Below are 19770 nucleotides of genomic sequence, written 5' to 3' on the forward strand. Positions count from 1 at the left end.
ATTTCAAATTTATTCGTGATTTACATACCATGGATTAGCAGATGCAGGTATCGGAGCCTTCACTTGCTTTCTCCAGTTATCTAGCTTTTCATACAACTCTTGTGCTTTTTGAGGATTCTTCTGTGCGAGATTATTAGTTTCTCCTATGTCCTCTTTAATATTATAAAGTTCAATTCTTTTATCTTCATAAAATTCAAGAAGCTTATAATCTCCCGATCTGACTGCGCTTACCGGCCTTGATCTGAAGGGATCTTTATTTCTTTTATCGGCTGAAAATCCTTCCAGATAAGCAGGGAAATGCCAGTATATAGCATCTCTGGTCTTATATGGTTTATTAAATAAAATCGGTGCAAAACTTTGTCCATCAAGCTTTGAAGTCGTAAGTGGCTTATTGATATTAGCGACATCAAGCAATGTGGAATAAAAATCAATACCAATAACAGGTATTTCAGATTGACTTCCTGATTTTATCTTTCCTGGCCAGCGAACAAATAAAGGCACTCTTATACCACCTTCATATAACATCCCCTTTGATCCTTTTAATGGATACTGATAAGTAGCTCCACCATATCCTCCATTATCGGAATAAAAAATTACAAGCGTATTTTTTTCAAGGTTTAACTTCTTAAGATTTTCAAGTAATCTTCCAACACCTTGATCTGCGCTTTCCAACATAGCAGCATAAGTAGGATTGTTGTGATATTCAGCCCCTTGCTTTGCCTTATATTTTGCTATAAGAGAATCCTTGGCTTGTATTGGTGTATGTACCGCGAAATAAGACAAATAAAGGAAGAAAGGTTTTTCTTTATTGCTATTAATAAATTTGATTGCTTCATCTGTAAGACGGTCTGTAAGATATTCCCCTTCCTTTCCGCTGTCAATGCCTTCAAATGGTTGCTTGTCCTTCTTCATGGCATATGGATAAAAATAAGATGACGTCCCTCCTGCTCCCCCGATTACAAAATCAAATCCCTGGGATTTCGGATCTGTTTGATGCTTCTTTTCACCTAATTGCCATTTACCTATCAAGCCGGTGCTGTATCCAGCATTTTTAAGTTCTTCAGCAATAGTTACAAAAGACGAAGCCAATACTGTATTATTTTTTACTGGAATTAATTTTCTCAAGGAAGAGTCTCCTCTTTCTGCAGTACCGACTGTATATATTCCATGACGTGGAGTATATAAGCCTGTCATAAGTGAGCCTCTGCTGGGAGCACAATTAGGACCACAGGAATAAGCTTGAGTAAATCTTATTCCTTCAGAAGCAAGCTTATCTATATTCGGAGTTTCATAAAACTTGCTTCCTGAGGCGACGTCTGTCCAGCCGAGATCATCCATATATATGAATAAAATATTGGGACTATTCTTTTGTGCCAAAGCCAATTCAGCGTTGATTCCTAAAAAGAATATCAATACAAGTATGATAAAGTATTTTATTTTCATAAGGTCGTAATAGATTATAAAATGGCATTCAACTTTTTTAGTGAATGCCATTCGGATTAATTAAAACAGGTTCGATGAAAACTTATTTCCAGAGATCGTTTTGTTCAAGCTTAGGGTTTAAGTCGATCTCTCTTTGTGGTATAGGATGCAGATAATGTTTCTCTGATGCATTTGTTTTACCAACAGCATGAAGAGCAGATATCATTCTCTTAGTTCTTATCAAGTCAAACCAACGTTGGAACTCGAACATAAGCTCCAATCTACGCTCAAGATATACAGCTTCTCTGAAGCTGCTTTGATCCAAACCTGAAAGAGGATCCAGGCCAGCTCTCTTTCTAACCCTGTTAATTGCTTCATAAGCTCCTCCAGGTCCTGTTGCTTCATTCACTGCTTCTGCATAAATCAAAAGCACTTCAGCAAAGCGAATTACAGGAACATTCCTTGGGGACTCCGTAGGATTAGTAATTGTAGACGGATCGAAGTATTTGAAGAATTTAGGATCGAATTTATATAACTTTCCGTTTGTAGGACTTACAATCTGTGTAAAAAAAGTAACATCTCGACGTTTGTCATTTGCAGTATAAAGTGCATAAGTCGAAGGAAGCAATGGTTCATCAGTTCCTGCAGCTGCAATCCCGGGAATTCCCACAGGTGTTGCTGAGGAAGCAAGACGATTTCCTTGTCCGTTTACAAATGATTTAAATTGCGCTGAGAATATGTGCTCTTTCCCATTCTTTGTTTCAGCCCTGAATACGTCCGCATAATCCTCAAATAAATCATAACCATATGGGCCATTGATCACTTCAAGACTTTTCGCTGCTGCTTTTTCCCATTCTTTTCTTGTTAGATAAACCTTCGCAAGTATTGATTTTGCAGCTCCTCCTGTCGCTCTTCCTGCATCAGCTCCTCCCATTACAGGAGGTAGTTTTTCAGCATCAGTAAGGTCATTTATAACCTGAGTATAAACCGCCTCTACCGGAGATTTTGCCACGTGAATTGAAGAGTTATCCAAAGAGGTAACCTCATGAAGCACCAATGGTACTTCACCCCAAAGTCTTACAAGATTAAAATAAAGCAAACCGCGAAGAAATTTAGCCTCATTGACCAGTCTGTCTCTCAACGTCGGATCCATATCAATCAGAGGAATGCGATCAATGGCAATATTTGCTCTGTTTATAGCTGTATAATGTTCTTTCCAAAGCTCATCAATTCTGTCATTTGTTGTAGAATGATTTAACACAGCTATGGAGCGTACATCAGCGTTTGTTACCCTTTGACCCGCAATGGCATCATCAGACATGATCTCCACACCAAGGTGAATTAAGCGGTTATACATGGTTAGACCACCATTATTTAGTGCTCCATTGTAAATGCTGTTTACGGCTGCAATCGCATCTTCTTTGGTCTTGTAAAACTGGTCCGTGGTAAATAAAGATGCTGGTTTTTCCTCAAGCTTCTTGCATGATACAAAAGCCGCAAGCAATAATAATATATATGTGTAATTTAAAACCTTCATAAATTTAAACTTTAATTTTTCTGTAGTTTGTTTGGTACTCTAACTTAAGCTTTGAGCTTAAATTAGAATGTTACATTTAATCCTACTTGATATGATTTGCTGTTTGGATATACACCATAGTCAACACCTTGAGTAAGTGTAGTCTGCTCATTTTTACTTACTTCAGGATCATATCCTGTATATTTCGTCAGTGTAAGAATATTTTGAGCAGCGATATAGAATCTAGCTTTGCCGATATGAGCTTTATTTGTCAGCTTAGCAGGTAATGTATAACCAATAACGATGTTTTTCAATCTTAGAAATGATGCGTCTTCTACAAATCTGTCTGATACAACTGTTGTCGCATCTTCAAAAAAAGCTCTAGGCATTGTAGTACTTGGATTAGAAGTTGTCCATCTATCCAGAGCTGCAGTAGACGCATTTTGCTGTCCTGTTAGCTGCTCCAGCTGTTGTCTGTTCTGATTGAAAACCTTATTTCCATAAGAAGCATAGAAGAATATACTTACATCAAAATTTTTGTAATAAAAATTATTGGTAAGCCCCGCAAGGAATTTCGGCTGAGCATTTCCAATTACTACACGGTCTCTATCCTGAGTAATTTGGCCATCACCATTAATATCAGCATATTTTATATTTCCGGGGGTTGCCTCACCTGTCTGATAAATACCGATAGATTTATATCCATAAAAAGAACCAAGAGGTTGTCCTACTTTAGCAATGCTTTGTCCTGAGATAACATAATCTACACCGTCTCCCAAGCTTTCCACTTTGTTTCTGTTCAATGAATAAACAAAACTTGTTGTCCAGTTAAACTTTTCTGTTTTTACATTTTGAGTAGTCAAAGCAAGCTCTATCCCTTTGTTAGATACAACGCCATAATTTTGAAGAGCTGTTGATTGACCTGTTGTATATGGAATTGGTACGTTTAGGAGCAAATCACTTGTTTTCTTATAGTATGCATCAATAGTCAAATCAACCCTGTTATTTAGAATAGCTATATCTACACCTGCATCAAATTGCTTTGTTCTTTCCCAGCTTAAGTCCGGATTGCTTATCCTGTTTGGGGAAAAACCAATGACTGTCTGATTGTTAAAAAAATATGTATTGGTAGATAATGTAGATAAAGATTGATATAAACCTATTTCCTGATTTCCAGTAAGACCTCCACTTAATCTCAGTTTTAAATTACTGATATAGTCGTTGGAAGCAAGGAAGCTTTCTCTATTGATATTCCATGCAAGAGCCGCAGATGGGAAAAAGCCCCACTTGTTATTCTTTCCAAAACGAGAAGATCCGTCTGCTCTACCTGTAATAGTGAGGTAGTATTTTTGGGCGTATGAATAGTTTACTCTACCAAGGAAAGACTGCAAGCCCCAATCAGAAGTATTGGAAGTTGGCTTAGTATAAACTGCCCCTGTTGAAAGGTCATTATAAGTTAAAGCATCTGAAACAAACTGCTGCGAGCCCCCAGTAACTGACTCGGTCTTATAATACTGCTGAGTAAAACCGGCAACGGCATTGAGTTTATGATTTTTCCCAATATTAGTTGAATAGTTTAATGTATTTTCATTCAGCCATGTATTGGTAAACTTAGCTCCTATAGCTGCAGTTCCGGTACTATTAGAATTAGCACCCTGATAGATTGTAGAAGGTATGTATACGTTTTGTTTATTATTGATAAGGTCAGTCCCTATCGAAACTCTCGCTGTTAAGCCTTTTGTAATCGTATAATCCCCATATATATTACCGAGCAAGCGGAATGTATTAGTTCGGTTAGTTATATTTTTTAAAGTAGCAATAGGATTGCCTAGCGGAGTCTCAAATTCACTTTGATAGGTATAGTTTCCATTGGCATCTTTTACAGGAACTGTTGGAGGCATCAACAGAAGAAATCTGACAATTTGGTCATTAACAGTCTGAGCACTGGTTTGACTTCCGGTAAGGTTGGCTGCAACTCTAAACCTCTGAGAAAAATTATGTTCCAGATTAAACCTTCCTGAATACCTTTTAAAATCAGTATTCTCCAACACACCATTTTGTTTATAGTAATTTCCTGAAATTGAAAATCTTGTTTTTTCATCCCCCCCCCGGAAGGTAACCTGATGATTTTGAAAGCCAGCTTGTCTGAATGCTTCTTTTTGCCAGTCAGTTCCGCCAGACATGCTGTCTATCTGCCCTTGTGTATAGTACGGAGTTTTACCAGAGTTAATGCGGGCGTCATTCCTCAATTGAGCCCATTGCTTTGCATCAGTAAGCACATCGAGAGTCTTAATCACTTGAGAAACTCCGTAATAACTATCGTATGAAATATTATTTTGTCCTGCTTTTCCTTTTTTAGTTGTAATGATTACAACCCCGTTTGCTCCTCTCGACCCATAGATAGCGGTTGCGGATGCATCCTTCAAAACGTCTATCGATTCGATATCACTTGGGTTAAGACTTGCCAGAGCATTAATGCTAGGCCCTGCAGTTACTCCAGCATTTGCATCATTATTATCATTATAAACAGGAAATCCGTCAATTACATAAAGAGGCTCATTTCCTCCATTTATTGAATTGCCCCCCCTAATCCGGATACTTACTGATCCTCCAGGTTGGCCAGAAGACTGAGTCACTTGAACCCCAGCTACAGAACCTTGAAGAAGTTTATCAACTGATGTAACAGGAGTTTTTAATATTTCTTCCGAAACTGTCGCAACCGATCCCGTCACATCTGATCTTTTCTGAGTACCGTAACCAACGACAACCACTTCATTCAGTAGAGAAGAATTTTTAAGTTTGATGCTCAAATCTTCATCTAAAGCTTCGTAGATTTCTACTTCTTTTTGTTCGTACCCTGCAAATTTTACAACTAGAGTAAATGGAAAAGGATGACTTGTAATAAACTCATAATTTCCATCAATATCAGTCACTGAGCCCTCTTCAGTGTCTTTGATTTTTAAAACGGCGCCTACGAGTGGTTCACCAGTTTTGTCATCTGCAATCCTGCCCTTTAGAACCTCCTGGGCACTAGCAGCAGTGTGAATACTCAAAATTAATAAAGTAATAATTAATGTTTTCCATAGCTTCTCGTTCGTAAAATCAACCATCATCAACAATTTAAATTAACAAGTCATTAAAGTTCAATAGATTACAACAAAGTAATACTATACAAAGTTAATAGACTTTCCCACCTTAAAGCAAAGGCCAGACAACTGTTTCAGGGTTTCATACCACGAAAAAAATCAGGAAAGTGCAATTGAAAAGGATCTAACAAGAAGAAAACACTTACAATCAAACAGATCAAATTTTGTACTGATATTTGAGAAAATGGATATCATGCCTATAAAAGGTTGAGCATTGCAAGAATAAAAATTTTCTACACAAAAAAATAAATCCCATCCTGCAAGTGTTATAAAACAAACAAGATGGGACAGTTTAATATGACAAAGTACAAAGACTAAGAAACTTTGCTCATATTATTTTCTTTATTTCTTATTTTTTCTTCAATCCAGCTGATATAGTGACCGCGATATATATCTTTCATGAGCCACCAATCCTGCTTGCCAAGCTTACCTCTGCAAAGACTACTTCCGCACAGGCACTTTTTAATTCTAGAGCTTTCAAATTCATTCACTATAAACGTAGCATAGTCAATGGTAACCTGCTCTCCTTTTTTGATAAACCTTCTTGCAGCTACATCATCATCATTGATCATCCATGCGTTAGGATCACAGCTATGATTGATGAAGTAATCCATTTGGGGTGTTACATCTTCATTTTCAAAGGGACCAACATAAACGAACTCTTCAATCTCTGTAGAATATTTTTCAAAGATAGTTTTATAAGGTTCCGGAAGAGCATCTACCTCTTTTCTTGAAAGCCTCACACAACTGTCATTCCAGTTGCTAAAGACTATTTCTCCAGGCTCAATATCTTCACCTGCAAACACTCCGAAAAAGTCAGCATCCAGCTGCTTCTTCACAAGTTTTCTGTTGTACATAAAATTTATTTTTCCTGGAAATGAATTATAAATCAGACCTAATTTTAAAAAATTAAGACTTTGAGTATTCAACTTTTGACCCATGCAACGTCGATAAAAAAAAGTTATAAATCATAATAATTAAGATATATATTTTAAAATAAAATAAGCTATAAAAATGTTTAAATTTTTTGTGGTTGAAGCTCTTCTTTTTCTTCTATCCTGTCGAACCTAGACAGTTTTAGCCCATACAGCGCGATGTAGAAGTAGCATACAATCACTATCAGGAACGCAATCTTATAACTTACATATGAGAAGTTAATTACATTGAACGGAATGATTGCACCTCCCACAATAGACATAATAAGAACAGATGATCCATCTTCTGAGAATTTTCCAAGCCCATTTACTCCGAGGGTAAATATAGCAGGAAACAGTATTGAATTAAACAACCCCACTGCAACTATCATCCAGAAAGAGATTGTTCCACCTGTTATTACAGATAACACAACCAACAGAATAGACATTCCGGCACAAATACCAACAGACTTTCTGAGACTACTTTGATGCAACAAAAAGCTACCGACAAAACGGCCAACCATTGCAGCACCCCAGTAATAGATTACTGTATCTTTTGAAAAATCTGTTAAATAGTTCCCCAATGACACTTCTGCACCAACGTATGCAAATATTGCAAAAGCTCCCAATCTAAGCTGAGGAAAGTGCATCACGTGGCGTCTTCTAATCTGCGGCATTTTATTCGCAGGCTCAATACCAGATGTATCAATCTGTGGTATTTTTACAAAAAACAGATATATCGCATACATAGTCATTGCGATGGCAACAAATAAATATGGATAGTGTACATATGGAGCTTCTATTAAAAACCTATCAGCGCTTGAAATCATATTCTTGGATTCAGACGGAAGATCAATCATCATCCATAAAATAGGGGAAGCAAGAAAAGGAGCCAGAAATGCTCCAAGAGAATTAAAGGCCTGCATCAATACAAGTCGACTTGCGGCTGTTTTTATATTTGCCTTTAATAGTATGTTCTTCCAGAGTACAATATAGAGATTTGCTCCAACTTGTAAAATCGTGATACCGGCAGCTTGCATAAATAGGGCAGCAAGAAAACATTCAAAGTTTCTGAAATAAACTGCAAGAAAAAAGGTAAAACATCCAAGGCAGGAAAGCACCCATCCTACCATGATTCCTTTTTTATACCCGATTTTTGAGATTAGATTTCCTGCTTGCAATGATACAACCAGATAAGTTGTAAAGAAGGTAAGGTTAATAAGTGTAGAAAGTGAATAATTTAAATTAAAGATGTAGGCCAAATAATCTTTATAAACAAAGTTAAGATTGGTGATAAAACCCCACATCAGAAAAAGAACACCAAATGAAATTAATATTTGCAGGTTCTTACCTTTAAAACTATTACTATTATTTTCCATTAATTTTTTTTAAGATCAAAATTTCTAATGGCTCCAACTCAACGGTTATGCCCGAGTCTTTTTCTTCTGTCTTTACTTCGAAAAATCTGTGGTTTGAAGAATTGCTTTTGATATTTTCGAATCCTCCTGCATACCTTTCCTTCCCTTGTCTTACGAGTCCCTTAATCTTTTTGTTTGAAGAAAAATTACAAATAATCAGCATCAATTCAGACTCATAGGTTCTTGAAAATGCTAATATACTTTTTTTATTACCGTATTTTACTTCGTTTGTTAATTCAATAACCTCCAACATTTCAAATCTTCCTCTGCTTAACGCTGTATATTGCTTTCGTATGCTACTAAGCTCCTGAATTTTTTTAAAGTAAAAATTGTCCTGTCCAAAAATATCTTCGAATTGATTATCAAGAGAAAACATGGCTTCTCTGACCGCATCATCTGTTTTCCCACGTCCCGACAAGCCTTGTTCTGTTCCATAATACAAGCATGGAATGCCTGGTAGGCAGAATAAAAATCCTATTCCAAGCTCAAACTGTGCTTCTGAAAGTCCTGTAGCAAAACGCTTTTTCACTTCCTGCCCCAACTGATCATGATTGTCGAGGAAAGTAACTTTTGGCTTTCCATCGGAAAATTTCTTTCTATAAGTCATCAACTTTTGCAACTGATCAGGATATACATTTCCTCTTATCATTTCAGGCAAAATGAAATGAAGAGGAAAATCAATAACAGCGTCTAGTGTCGGAATTTCATTCAAAAATTCTTCCGCCAAATCATCTCCAGCTGCAACTTCAGCGAAAATAAAAAATTCGTGTTGCCCTGACTGTTCTGTATATTTTTTTATGCTTTGAATGAACGAGTTCAAGGCTGGTACTCCAAAATGCTTAGCGGCATCTATGCGGAAGCCATCCACTCCTGTTTCCTTTATCCAGTAGACATAAATTGCTGCCAATAAATCCGAAACCTTTCTTGCTTCAGGTGTATCATCATTTCTGAAGCTTTTCAATTCGTATAGATCGCCTTCGAGTGTTTCAGGATATTCATCAAAATTGATGATACTACCTCTTTTATTATATAAATTGGGATTTCTTAGTTCTATCGGTACAGGCCATTCCCGAGACTTCCAGTTTCCAAATGTATAGACCTTGCCGTTATCATATGGAGTGGAGGTTTCTTTGTATGACCATGTATCTCCGGAGTGATTCACCACCACATCCATCATTACTCTAAGGTCTTTTTTATGGCATTCATTTACCAGCAACTTCAAATCTTCCAGCGTACCAAACCGAGGATCAACCTTTAAAAAATTCCGGATAGCATAACCATGATATTTGTTATCATTTTCTAGAAATGGGCTTAACCAGATAGCAGTACACCCCAAAGCCTTTATATAATCAAGTTTGAGTAAGACACCTTTGAGATTGCCGCCACAAAAGGATTTAAGTTTTTCTTCATCACCAAAACCTATTCTCGAATTAATTGAAGTTCTCTGGAATCCGTCATGAAAGCGATCCAGCAAGATGAAATAAATAATCTCATTATCCCAGCTCCTGGAAATTGCCGAAGGCTTTCCAGGTGAGACTTCAGAGTCTAGCTGTGTTATAGAAATTATCTTTTCCATTTTACTTCAGGAACATCTCTCTCAGTTCCAAGTATTTTGAGCGAAAGTAATATCTATGTTTATATTTTAAAACATGAGGTATCACTTTTTCCTAATTAAAATTTACCAGAAAAAGTTATGGTTATCTTCAAGATTGAACAAAACTTTATTGAATCACAAGACAATGTTTTAATGCAAAGTCAAAAAAAAAGCGGGTTAATTAACCCGCTGTAACTGACGAAAGTGAATTGAATGCAAACTTGTCTTTAAATTCGAGTAATTCCTGTTTCAGATCACTTTCCTGTATTTTATAATAAGCATCCAGCTTAGAATCCGGATTTACCTTTAATTCTCTGAGTGCGAGATGTTGGTTGATAAAAAGAAACTCAAGATCAGGGTATATTTCTTTCAAAATATCAACGAGATCTAATATTTCAACATTCTTATCAGTCAGGTTATAAATATCAGATGGTACTTTTAATGTTCTTAACTGAATCAATGCATCAACAACCTTTTTCACGTGAATAAATGATCTTGATTGCTTGCCAGATCCGTGAATCGAAATCCTATTGTTAAAATTGGCATCGAACATAAATCTGTTGATAACAGAATCAAAGCGAATAGCAGGAGTATATCCGTAAACATTTCCACCTCTTAGGATAACTGTTTCTATTTTTTTACTGAGACGTTGTACATGTTGCTCCGCTCTCAATTTAGAAATACTATAGAAAGTTTTAGGATTGGGCTCAGTACTTTCCTTTGCCAGATCTTTAGATGAACCATAAACTGAAGTACTGCTCAGATAAATAAATTTAGAAACTCTTTTTGTTTCCTCTACAGCATATACAAGCTCTGCCGTTCCCCAGTTATTAACCTGTTCAAAAAAGTGAGAATCAATATTAGAAAAAGGAGTGGAAACTCGTGCTGCCAAATGATAAACAACATCAATGTCTTTTAGAACCTTTTTAATTTTTCTGGTATCAAGAATATCGCCAAACTCAAACTTTACTTTATCTCCTGCAATTCTATTTCTATTGCTGATAAAAAGATTATAATTTTCTCTTCCCAGATTGTCATATACGATGACTTTCTCTACATTCTTATCCTGGCTAAGCTGATAAACCAGCTCCGACCCAATGTAGCCGGCCCCACCTGTTACTAATACGTTCATTGCTTATTTATTAAATCAGTATTTAAACCACATTCTGTTTTCTTTAGGCCGAACCATCTTCCCTCTCTCGAGTAAGATTCCAGATCAAACTTTCTTGTACAAGGCTCACAGCCAATGCTAAGATAGCCTTTTGCCTCAAGAGGATGCCTTGGTAATTTATGTTCTTTAATATACAATTCAATCATCTTTGTTGTCCAATCCAGCATTGGATGGAAACGTACTGTATTGTGCGGGGCGCTCTCTTCTACTTTAAAAGCCTTTCTCACAGCACTCTGATCACCGCGTACTCCGTTAATCCAGACATCTTTCTCTGCTAAAACTGGCTCCAGCGGCTGCGTTTTATTCAAGAAGCAGCAAAAATCAGGATCTGAGGCAAAAAGTAATCGGCCATTAGCATCTTTCTGCATATGGCGCGGAGTAAATGCACTTACTTCCTGAATATTCAAATTCATTAATTCCGCCAGCTGGTCTCTGTATTCTATAGTCTCAGGAAAATGATATCCTGTATTTATAAAATATACAGGTATAGTATTGTCAATTTTGCTGAGGATATGCAAAAGTACAATACTATGAGTCTGAAAAGAAGAAGTCGTGAACAACTTCAGATCCTTCTGAAGGTATTCGTTTATTTTAATTTTAATTGATTCTATATCCACGGCCAACCAAATTTTATTCTGTGAATTTAGGAATTAATGGAAACTAAAAGAATTTTATTGAAGTTTTTTTTATAAAAACCAAAAAAAATTCTTCGCATGAAGCTAATAAAGATTAATTAGAGTATCTTTATGAATCCAAAATAATTACAATTATTTGATTCTAATCTAACATTTTGTTAAAGATAGGAACAAAATAACGTTTTTCCTGATTCCGGGATCCTGAGATTTAAATTGTATTTATATTTTGCGTAAATTCATATAACTGTTAAACATGAAAACTGCCGTCTACAGAAAAGAACATTTTAATGCCGCTCACCGGCTATTTGTTCCCGAATGGTCTAATGAAGACAACGACGCTTTATTTGGAAAATGTAATAATCCGAATTTTCATGGGCATAATTATGAGGTAATTCTTAAGGTCACTGGCGAAACTAATCCTATAACAGGATATGTTATAGACATGAAATTTTTAAGTGATCTGGCGCAAGAGCACATAATTAAAAAATTTGACCATAAAAACCTGAATCTTGATACTGAGGAATTTAAAAACCTCAATCCAACTGCCGAAAATATTGCGATGGTAATCTGGACAAAACTCAGGGATAAAATAGATAAAAAGTACGATCTTAAGGTAATTTTATATGAAACAGAAAGGAACTTTGTTGAATACCCAGCTGATTAAAGACCTGACTATTGAGGAGATTGGAGATGACCATGTACCTGGGTCTTATGAAACACCTTTAAGATCAGACGCCTTTGAAATGAGCGATGAAGTTAAAATGCAGCTCATTGAAAATCATTTCAGAGAAATAATGACTATTATGGGTATGGACCTTAATGATGATAGTCTAAAAGGTACCCCAAAAAGAGTGGCTAAAATGTTCATTAAAGAAGTATTTAGTGGGCTAAATCCAGAAAACAGACCCAAAATAAAGCTCTTTGACAATAAATTTAAGTACAATGAAATGCTCGTAGAAAAGGATATTACCTTTTATTCTTATTGTGAGCATCACTTTGTACCTATTATCGGAAAAGCTCATGTTGCCTATATCAGTTCAGGCAAGGTTATAGGGCTTTCCAAAATAAACAGAATTGTTCAGTATTATTCCAAAAGGCCACAAGTACAGGAAAGACTTACAGTTCAAATTGCCAATGATTTGAAAGAAACACTGGAAACTGAAGATATCGCAGTAATCATGGATGCAAGCCACCTGTGTGTTGCCTCCAGAGGAGTCAGTGATACTAGCAGTAGAACTGTAACAGCCCATTATTCCGGCAAATTTAAGTTGGATGCGGTTAAAGCTGAATTCCTTAATCATACAAAACAAGCTTAATCAAGAAATTAATAAAGGAGAAACAAGAAACTTTCTTTCTCCTTTATTAAAATAAAGCTAAGTTCTTCTTATTTCCCCTCCTGCGCTACCTTTTACCCCGTTTATTATAGATGTAATTTTTATATCCATTTACATTTATCCTCAATTCGACAAAAATATCTAAAAATTAGATAATCAAGCATTTGCAGAAGTTCTTCCAATTTTCTTATTTTGGAATATGAGGTTAGAAGATGAAATAAAACAAAAAGAATTCAGGAATGAATTCCAAAAAACCGCCGTCAATATCATTTTTACCTTCAATTGGCTTGATGCACGGACAAGAAACTTTATGAAGGATTATGATCTGACTCCACAGCAATTCAATATTCTTCGTATTCTGCGAGGGCAATACCCCAATCCATCTACAATAAATTTATTAAAGGAAAGAATGCTCGACAAGATGTCTGATGCTTCACGCTTGGTAGAAAGATTAAGAATAAAAGAGTTGCTTGAACGAAGCCCATCTGCAGAAGACAGAAGATCTGTGAATATATTAATTTCACAAAAGGGGTTGGATCTACTTGCGGAAATCGATAAAAATTTTCATGAATATGAAAAGGTCTTCAATTCTATCACAATTGAAGATGCCAAAATTCTTAACCAACTTTTAGATAAACTTAGAGATTAAAAAAACAGCTTCGCCTTAAAATGAGGGCGAAGCTGCTTTTTTATAATTATAATTCCAGATTTCAAGTTTATTTGTCAGACCTTACCCTCACCTTCCATCTTTCAGCATATTCATTTCTTACAGGAGGTTTTGTATAAACAGGAAAATTAACTTCAAAACTTTCGCAGTCCAGTGTTTTATCCACATTATGAATAAACATCTTAATCTTAGCACTTTTTGCAAGCTTTCTTGCTCTGGCCAAAGCCAATGATTTACTTTCTTCCACAAACAATAGCTTAGCATCAACATCACATACACCCCAGCCAGAATTATGCGGGATCAGGTGTATGGAATATTTCTGAATTTTATTAATGTCTGCCATTGTCAGATTTGCTTTTACTAAAGCCACCTCAAAACATAAATCTTTCTCAAATCCTTCCTCTATTAAACCATAAGCAAGTTTTAAAGCTTTTGCTTTTATATCCTGCTTTAAAAAATTATAAAGCGCCGGAATTTTATATTTTAGATTTTGCATAGAATTAGGGGGTTAGAAATTTGGATCAATTATTTAACCTCAAAAAATAGTAATATGTTTATATTTTTTTTTTAATAATTGAGTTATAATAATTGACCTGATCCCAGTTACTTTTTTGTCTAAACAAAAATTAATCATGGATTAGTAAATTAAAAAATTGCAGATTTGTACAAAAGCAAGACAAAAATTATTTTAGCCTAATATTCTAATTATTAAATAATTCAAGGATTTACCCTTAATTTTTCCTATATTTATAATTAAAGCAGGTTACAATATGCTTATATAAAGTATATAAACTATGAAAGATAGTGAGATCTTAGAGAAGATAAAGAAACGTGATGAATCTGCACTAGACTATCTTTATAAAAAGAACTATAAAATGATGGTCAAAATGATCATCAGGAATAATGGTTCTGAAGAAGAAGCCAAGGACATATTTCAGGATGCCTTGATTGTAGTCTGGCAAAAAGCATATTCACCGGAATTTGTTTTATCTTCCAAACTTAGCACTTACATATACAGTATATGCCAGAACCTCTGGAGAAAAGAGCTTGAAAGAAAAAGCAGGCTCACAGGGGAACAGCCGGTTGAAAAAGGCGAAACTTATGACCTTGATAAACAGGAAAGAGCAAATATCATAAATAAGTGCATTGAAGATCTGGGAGAAACATGTCGGAAAATTCTGACATACTATTATTTCGACGATCTGTCAATGAACGACATTGCTGAAAAACTTGGTTTTGCCAATGCTGATACAGCAAAGACAAAAAAGTACAAGTGTAAAAAAGAATTAGATAATAAAATTAAATCTTTATATACCGCTAAAGATTTTTTGGACTAATATGGACAACAACTTTTACAGTCAGGACAAAATAGACGATTTCCTTTCGGGGAAACTCTCTGGGACCGAAAAGCTCATGTTCGAAGAATACATGACTAAAGATCCTTTAGTTAGTAATGAGCTTAAACTTCAGGAGGACATCATCAACCACCTGAAAGGTCAGCGAAAAGCTGAATTAAAAGCGCGTCTGGACAATATCAATGTCTCAACTGCATCGTCATACACCGGCCTTAAAATAGCAGCTGGCATTGTAGGGACATTGTTACTTAGCACAACTCTATATTTCACTCTATTCAATAAATCTGTAGATCAACCTGTTTTAACTCAACAATCTTCAGAACATCAAATAGAGAATACTCCGGATGAGGTATTTACTCCGCAAACAGAAGCAGAGGTCATTACTTCAGAAACATCTTCCACTGCTCCAGCATTGGAAACTGAAAATAAATTTGAAATAAAGAGGGAATCCAGAATTGCTCAGTTGAAAAAACGTCCTGAGCCAGCAATTACCAAAACTACTAACCCTCAAATTCTTACTAACACTTCAGAACCAAGCATTTCTGATTTCGAAAGTGAAGATTTTAATACAGAAAATTCTGTACAACCTCAAAAAGGTGATATACAAGGAAGCGATGCCGCAAAACTTGACAACATTACTGTAAAAATAACACAGAAGAAAAACAAGGACTTCCACTATCAATTCTTCAGCAACAAACTTTTCCTTTATGGAAAATTTGATGAAAAGCCATATGAAATCCTTGAGCTGAACAGCAAAGGAGGCAGAGAATTATATCTGAAATATGATGGAAGCTATTTCTCCTTGAAATCAAATCAGATCGATATTGCTCCTCTTCAGGAAATTCATGATAAAGACATCACAAGGCAACTGGAGTCTTTAAAAAAATAATTTTTACTACCATAAAGGACTTTATTCCCATGACAAACAAGAAGGAATAAAGTCCTTTTATTTTTAGCCTCTCTTATTTCTGAAGGTGTTTTGGGAAATTTCTATAAATAAAGTTAAAAAGCCTCATTCTTAACTTCGGTAATAAGATTTATTCTAGTAAATTTGCTCACCTTAGTTATGAATAAGCCATTAAAAATCAAAAAAAGAAAAAAGAAGTTAGGGAGCTATCCTTACCTTACTGTAGTGTTCAGTATTACATTATCGCTTTTTGTTATCGGCTTATTTGCTCTTGTCTTTTTACATGGAAAAAAATTAAGTACGGTAATCCGAGAAAATCTGGAACTTCATGTATATCTTGACAAAAACCTTTCCCCGGACATGATGGATTCTTTGCAAAATGCCATTTCCTCAAAGCCTTTTGTATTGAAGAAAAAAGGAAAAGCGCAAATTGAATATATTTCTCAGAAAGAGGCTGCTAAAAGATTCATTAAGGAAACAGGAGAAGATTTTTCTGCAGTTTTAACAGAAAACCCATTAAGACCTTCTCTGGTGGTTAAAATTTCTTCCAAGTATTTTGAAGAAACCAAAATGAAAAAAATCTCTGGGGAAATTAAGTCAATGACCGGTGTATTTGAAGTTGATTATCCTGTGAATTTAATAGATACAATTAACCGCAACATAAAAATCATTGCATTGATTATGCTTTCTTTTTCATTGATTTTATTGTTTGCTACTTATCTTCTAATCAATAACACCATAAAACTCGCGCTTTACAGTCAGCGATTCCTTATTAGAAGTATGCAGTTGGTAGGAGCCAAGCGCTCCTTTATACAAGGGCCATTCTTATTGCATGCTACATTTCAGGGCTTCTTCAGCGGTATTATTGCAGCAGGACTTCTATTCCTGTTACAACAATATGCTTATAGGGAAATCCCGGAATTATCTCAATTAGGAGAAACCAAAAACATAGCTATTGTATTTGGAGCACTAATTGCCGCAGGTATATTTATTGGACTTATCTCCTCTTTCAGAGCTGTTAATAAATATCTTAAAATGTCTTTAGACGAATTATATTAATAACCATGAACAAACTAGTTTTTTCAAAAGCCAATTACATCATCATGCTTATTGGCATTGCTTTTCTTATTATCGGATTTATAACAATGAGTAAGGACGACCAACCTCACGGCTTCGGAACCCTGGGCTTAACAATTGGTCCGACATTCCTGTTAATCGGTTTTATAATACAGTTTGTAGCAATCTTTTATAAGCAAGGTAAAAAAGAATGAATTTCATAGAAGCCATAATCCTGGCCATTGTTGAAGGACTTACAGAATTTTTGCCAGTTTCATCTACAGGTCACATGATCATTACTTCCGCCCTGATGGGGATTAATGAGCAGGAATTCACAAAAATTTTCACTGTACAGATTCAGTTCGGAGCAATACTTTCTGTTGTAATCCTTTACTGGAAAAGATTTTTCACTTCGCTTGACTTTTATTATAAGTTGTTCGTAGCATTTCTTCCTGCTGCAGCAGTAGGTTTTCTTCTTGGAGATTATATTGACCGATTGCTTGAAAACGTGATAGTTGTTGCTTCGTCTCTTTTATTGGGAGGAATATTCCTTCTATTTGTTGATAGAATTTTCAATCCATTAAAAGGAAGATCTCTTGAGGATCTATCTTATAAAAACTCATTGATTATAGGCTGCTTCCAATGCCTCGCCATGATCCCCGGAGTAAGTAGATCAGCTGCAACAATCATAGGAGGAATGGCGCAAAATCTTAACAGAAAGGCTGCAGCAGAATTCTCCTTTTTCCTTGCAGTGCCTACCATGTTCGCTGCATCAGGTTATAAGCTTCTTAAAGATTATAAAGCAATTGATGCTTCAAACCTTAACATTCTGGTAGTTGGGAATGTAGTAGCATTTGTTGTGGCTTTGCTTGCAATAAAATTCTTTATAGGCTTTGTAACCAAATATGGTTTTAAAGTTTTCGGGTACTATAGAATCGCTCTGGGCCTAATTCTGCTAATATTACTCGCTCTCGGAGTCGATTTAAAAATACAATAAATGACATTTGATTTTGAAGCAGGTGAAGTGCTTCTTATTGACAAGCCTTACGAATGGTCATCCTTTGATGTAGTCAGGAAAATCCGTAATACATTCAAGATGAAGAAAGTAGGTCATGCAGGAACACTTGATCCTCTGGCCACAGGTCTATTGATACTTTGTACTGGTAAAAAGACAAAGGAAATAGAGACTTACCAGGGACAGGAAAAAGAATATGAAGGCCAGATCTGCCTTGGCAAGACCACCCCATCTTGTGATCTTGAAACAGAATTTGATCAGGAGTTTGACATTTCTCATATTACGGAAGCCGATATACATAGGGTAGCTTCTGAATTCCTGGGCCAGCAAATGCAGGTCCCTCCCAGCTTTTCCGCGATTAAAGTAAACGGCAAAAGGGTTTATAAACTCGCAAGAAAAGGAATCAATGTGGAGATGAAAGAAAGAGAAGTTTTCATCAAAAGCTTTGAAATAAAAAAAATCGATTTCCCAATTATTGAATTCAATATCGTTTGCTCTAAAGGAACCTATATAAGAAGTATAGCAAGAGACTTCGGAGAAAAACTAGGAGCTGGGTCCCACCTTGCCCAATTGAGAAGAACAAGAATAGGAGAATTCACGATAGATAAATCCTACAAATTAGAAGATTTTCTTAAGTTAGCAGGAAAGAAACAAGGAGATGAAGGTTTATAATTCTTTCGATGAGTTCACAAAATTGCCGAATGCCGTTGTCACCATTGGTACCTTTGACGGCGTTCATCTCGGACATAGAAAGATTTTGAGCCGTCTTAAGGAAACTTCAAATGAAGAAAATGGAGAAAGCGTAGTGATAACCTTCTGGCCCCATCCGAGAAAAGTACTCCAAGATGCTGGCTCTTTTAAGCTTTTGCTTACCCTTAATGAGAAAATTGCAATGATCGCTTCCTGCGGCATAGATCACCTTCTTCTCATTCCTTTTACAAAAGAATTCAGCTCTACATCTTCAGAAGATTTTATACATAAAATTCTAATTGATAAAATAGGCACTAAAAAACTTGTAATCGGATACGATCATAAGTTTGGCAAAAACAGAGAAGGCAGCTTTGAATATTTGAAAGAAAATGCCTCCAAGATAGGATTTCAGGTTGAAGAAATCCCAAGAGAAGACATTGAGCACAATGCCATAAGCTCAACTTCAATTCGAGAAGCACTTTCTCAGAACAATGTTTCAAAAGCAACAACCTTACTCGGACGCCCTTACAGTGTTAAAGGTAAAGTTGTAGAAGGTAAAAAACTTGGTAGAGAACTTGGTTACCCTACTGCTAATATTGAAGTGGAAGATCCTGAAAAAATTCTTCCTGCTGATGGCATTTACACTGTACTTGTGAAGGTAGATGGTAAAAAATACGGAGGCATGCTTAGTCTCGGATTCAATCCGACTGTTGAAGGCAAAGGAAGAAGCATGGAAGTCCATATATTTGACTTCAATAAAAATATATATGGAGAAACAGTAGAAGTTGCTTTCCTGGAATTTTTAAGATTCGAAGCAAAGTTTCCTAACCTTGATGCGTTAATAGTTCAGCTTAAAAAGGACGAAAAGCAATCCAGAGCCATTCTTGAAAATCATAATAAAGCTTATCATAATTCTTAATTCAAAATAAA

19 protein-coding genes are annotated in these 19770 nt (G+C 35.7%); 10 read left to right on the plus strand and 9 right to left on the minus strand.

The window, feature by feature from the left end:
- Positions 1-9 precede the first annotated feature (9 nt).
- The 8 genes from J7604_RS13975 to J7604_RS14010 all read right to left on the minus strand — a co-directional run bounded on the left by J7604_RS13975 (position 10) and on the right by J7604_RS14010 (position 11798).
- Positions 10-1494, minus strand: coding sequence for a sulfatase (locus tag J7604_RS13975; RefSeq protein WP_293896953.1), 1485 nt, complete (start codon positions 1492-1494; stop codon positions 10-12).
- Positions 1495-1525: 31 nt separating this feature from the next.
- Entirely contained in the window at positions 1526-2959 is a 1434-nt protein-coding gene (locus tag J7604_RS13980) for a RagB/SusD family nutrient uptake outer membrane protein (RefSeq protein ID WP_293896954.1), read from the minus strand.
- A gap of 62 nt (positions 2960-3021) precedes the next feature.
- Positions 3022-5991, minus strand: a complete 2970-nt coding sequence (locus tag J7604_RS13985; protein WP_293896955.1) for a TonB-dependent receptor — start codon at positions 5989-5991, stop codon at positions 3022-3024.
- Positions 5992-6398: 407 nt separating this feature from the next.
- Positions 6399-6941, minus strand: coding sequence for an SET domain-containing protein-lysine N-methyltransferase (locus tag J7604_RS13990; protein WP_293896956.1), 543 nt, complete (start codon positions 6939-6941; stop codon positions 6399-6401).
- Positions 6942-7102: 161 nt separating this feature from the next.
- Positions 7103-8377 (minus strand): glucose/galactose MFS transporter, encoded by a 1275-nt coding sequence (gluP, locus tag J7604_RS13995; protein WP_293896957.1) that lies wholly within the window; start codon positions 8375-8377, stop codon positions 7103-7105.
- Positions 8367-9992 (minus strand): alpha-amylase family glycosyl hydrolase, encoded by a 1626-nt coding sequence (locus J7604_RS14000; protein ID WP_293896958.1) that lies wholly within the window; start codon positions 9990-9992, stop codon positions 8367-8369. The genes gluP and J7604_RS14000 overlap by 11 nt, the downstream gene beginning before the upstream one ends.
- A gap of 199 nt (positions 9993-10191) precedes the next feature.
- On the minus strand, positions 10192-11142 hold the full coding sequence (locus tag J7604_RS14005; protein ID WP_293896959.1) for an NAD(P)-dependent oxidoreductase: 951 nt from the start codon (positions 11140-11142) through the stop codon (positions 10192-10194).
- A complete protein-coding gene (locus J7604_RS14010) occupies positions 11139-11798 on the minus strand; it encodes a phosphoadenylyl-sulfate reductase (RefSeq protein ID WP_293896960.1) in 660 nt (219 codons plus the stop codon). The genes J7604_RS14005 and J7604_RS14010 overlap by 4 nt, the downstream gene beginning before the upstream one ends.
- Before the next feature lie 271 nt (positions 11799-12069).
- Here J7604_RS14010 and J7604_RS14015 point away from each other — a divergent pair, with 271 nt between their 5' ends.
- The 3 genes from J7604_RS14015 to J7604_RS14025 all read left to right on the plus strand — a co-directional run bounded on the left by J7604_RS14015 (position 12070) and on the right by J7604_RS14025 (position 13799).
- Positions 12070-12480 (plus strand): 6-carboxytetrahydropterin synthase, encoded by a 411-nt coding sequence (locus tag J7604_RS14015; RefSeq protein WP_028979400.1) that lies wholly within the window; start codon positions 12070-12072, stop codon positions 12478-12480.
- Positions 12440-13132 carry a GTP cyclohydrolase I FolE gene (folE, locus tag J7604_RS14020; protein ID WP_293896961.1) on the plus strand — a complete coding sequence of 231 codons (693 nt, stop codon included), beginning with the start codon at positions 12440-12442 and terminating at the stop codon, positions 13130-13132. Before J7604_RS14015 ends, folE begins: the two co-directional genes overlap by 41 nt.
- 217 nt (positions 13133-13349) lie before the next feature.
- A complete protein-coding gene (locus J7604_RS14025; protein WP_293896962.1) occupies positions 13350-13799 on the plus strand; it encodes a MarR family transcriptional regulator in 450 nt (149 codons plus the stop codon).
- Positions 13800-13866: 67 nt separating this feature from the next.
- On the opposite strand, the gene J7604_RS14030 is transcribed toward J7604_RS14025, so the two are convergent.
- Positions 13867-14313 carry a hypothetical protein gene (locus tag J7604_RS14030; RefSeq protein ID WP_293896963.1) on the minus strand — a complete coding sequence of 149 codons (447 nt, stop codon included), beginning with the start codon at positions 14311-14313 and terminating at the stop codon, positions 13867-13869.
- 298 nt (positions 14314-14611) lie between these two features.
- Here J7604_RS14030 and J7604_RS14035 point away from each other — a divergent pair, with 298 nt between their 5' ends.
- The 7 genes from J7604_RS14035 to J7604_RS14065 all read left to right on the plus strand — a co-directional run bounded on the left by J7604_RS14035 (position 14612) and on the right by J7604_RS14065 (position 19759).
- Positions 14612-15154 (plus strand): sigma-70 family RNA polymerase sigma factor, encoded by a 543-nt coding sequence (locus tag J7604_RS14035; protein WP_293896964.1) that lies wholly within the window; start codon positions 14612-14614, stop codon positions 15152-15154.
- Position 15155: 1 nt separating this feature from the next.
- The gene (locus J7604_RS14040) at positions 15156-16061 is read left to right on the plus strand and encodes a hypothetical protein (protein ID WP_293896965.1); all 906 of its coding nucleotides are present in this window, start codon (positions 15156-15158) and stop codon (positions 16059-16061) included.
- Positions 16062-16238: 177 nt separating this feature from the next.
- Positions 16239-17138 (plus strand): permease-like cell division protein FtsX, encoded by a 900-nt coding sequence (locus J7604_RS14045; protein WP_293896966.1) that lies wholly within the window; start codon positions 16239-16241, stop codon positions 17136-17138.
- 5 nt (positions 17139-17143) lie between these two features.
- A complete protein-coding gene (locus J7604_RS14050) occupies positions 17144-17350 on the plus strand; it encodes a DUF3098 domain-containing protein (RefSeq protein ID WP_293896967.1) in 207 nt (68 codons plus the stop codon).
- Entirely contained in the window at positions 17347-18132 is a 786-nt protein-coding gene (locus J7604_RS14055; RefSeq protein ID WP_293896968.1) for an undecaprenyl-diphosphate phosphatase, read from the plus strand. Before J7604_RS14050 ends, J7604_RS14055 begins: the two co-directional genes overlap by 4 nt.
- A complete protein-coding gene (truB, locus tag J7604_RS14060; RefSeq protein WP_293896969.1) occupies positions 18133-18822 on the plus strand; it encodes a tRNA pseudouridine(55) synthase TruB in 690 nt (229 codons plus the stop codon).
- Complete coding sequence (locus J7604_RS14065; protein WP_293896970.1) at positions 18809-19759, plus strand: bifunctional riboflavin kinase/FAD synthetase; 951 nt, start codon at positions 18809-18811, stop codon at positions 19757-19759. The genes truB and J7604_RS14065 overlap by 14 nt, the downstream gene beginning before the upstream one ends.
- Positions 19760-19770 lie beyond the last annotated feature (11 nt).

It is taken from the genome of Sporocytophaga sp. (assembly GCF_017745095.1).
Lineage (GTDB): Bacteria > Bacteroidota > Bacteroidia > Cytophagales > Cytophagaceae > Sporocytophaga.

Bases quoted from the DNA above. Each gene is read 5' to 3' on its own strand.
- J7604_RS13975 (WP_293896953.1), bottom strand. From the start codon at position 1,494: ATGGCATTCACTAAAAAAGTTGAATGCCATTTTATAATCTATTACGAC.
- J7604_RS13980 (WP_293896954.1), bottom strand. From the start codon at position 2,959: ATGAAGGTTTTAAATTACACATATATATTATTATTGCTTGCGGCTTTT.
- J7604_RS13990 (WP_293896956.1), bottom strand. From the start codon at position 6,941: ATGTACAACAGAAAACTTGTGAAGAAGCAGCTGGATGCTGACTTTTTC.
- gluP (WP_293896957.1), bottom strand. From the start codon at position 8,377: ATGGAAAATAATAGTAATAGTTTTAAAGGTAAGAACCTGCAAATATTA.
- J7604_RS14000 (WP_293896958.1), bottom strand. From the start codon at position 9,992: ATGGAAAAGATAATTTCTATAACACAGCTAGACTCTGAAGTCTCACCT.
- J7604_RS14005 (WP_293896959.1), bottom strand. From the start codon at position 11,142: ATGAACGTATTAGTAACAGGTGGGGCCGGCTACATTGGGTCGGAGCTG.
- J7604_RS14015 (WP_028979400.1), top strand. From the start codon at position 12,070: ATGAAAACTGCCGTCTACAGAAAAGAACATTTTAATGCCGCTCACCGG.
- folE (WP_293896961.1), top strand. From the start codon at position 12,440: ATGAAACAGAAAGGAACTTTGTTGAATACCCAGCTGATTAAAGACCTG.
- J7604_RS14025 (WP_293896962.1), top strand. From the start codon at position 13,350: ATGAGGTTAGAAGATGAAATAAAACAAAAAGAATTCAGGAATGAATTC.
- J7604_RS14030 (WP_293896963.1), bottom strand. From the start codon at position 14,313: ATGCAAAATCTAAAATATAAAATTCCGGCGCTTTATAATTTTTTAAAG.
- J7604_RS14035 (WP_293896964.1), top strand. From the start codon at position 14,612: ATGAAAGATAGTGAGATCTTAGAGAAGATAAAGAAACGTGATGAATCT.
- J7604_RS14040 (WP_293896965.1), top strand. From the start codon at position 15,156: ATGGACAACAACTTTTACAGTCAGGACAAAATAGACGATTTCCTTTCG.
- J7604_RS14045 (WP_293896966.1), top strand. From the start codon at position 16,239: ATGAATAAGCCATTAAAAATCAAAAAAAGAAAAAAGAAGTTAGGGAGC.
- J7604_RS14050 (WP_293896967.1), top strand. From the start codon at position 17,144: ATGAACAAACTAGTTTTTTCAAAAGCCAATTACATCATCATGCTTATT.
- J7604_RS14055 (WP_293896968.1), top strand. From the start codon at position 17,347: ATGAATTTCATAGAAGCCATAATCCTGGCCATTGTTGAAGGACTTACA.
- truB (WP_293896969.1), top strand. From the start codon at position 18,133: ATGACATTTGATTTTGAAGCAGGTGAAGTGCTTCTTATTGACAAGCCT.
- J7604_RS14065 (WP_293896970.1), top strand. From the start codon at position 18,809: ATGAAGGTTTATAATTCTTTCGATGAGTTCACAAAATTGCCGAATGCC.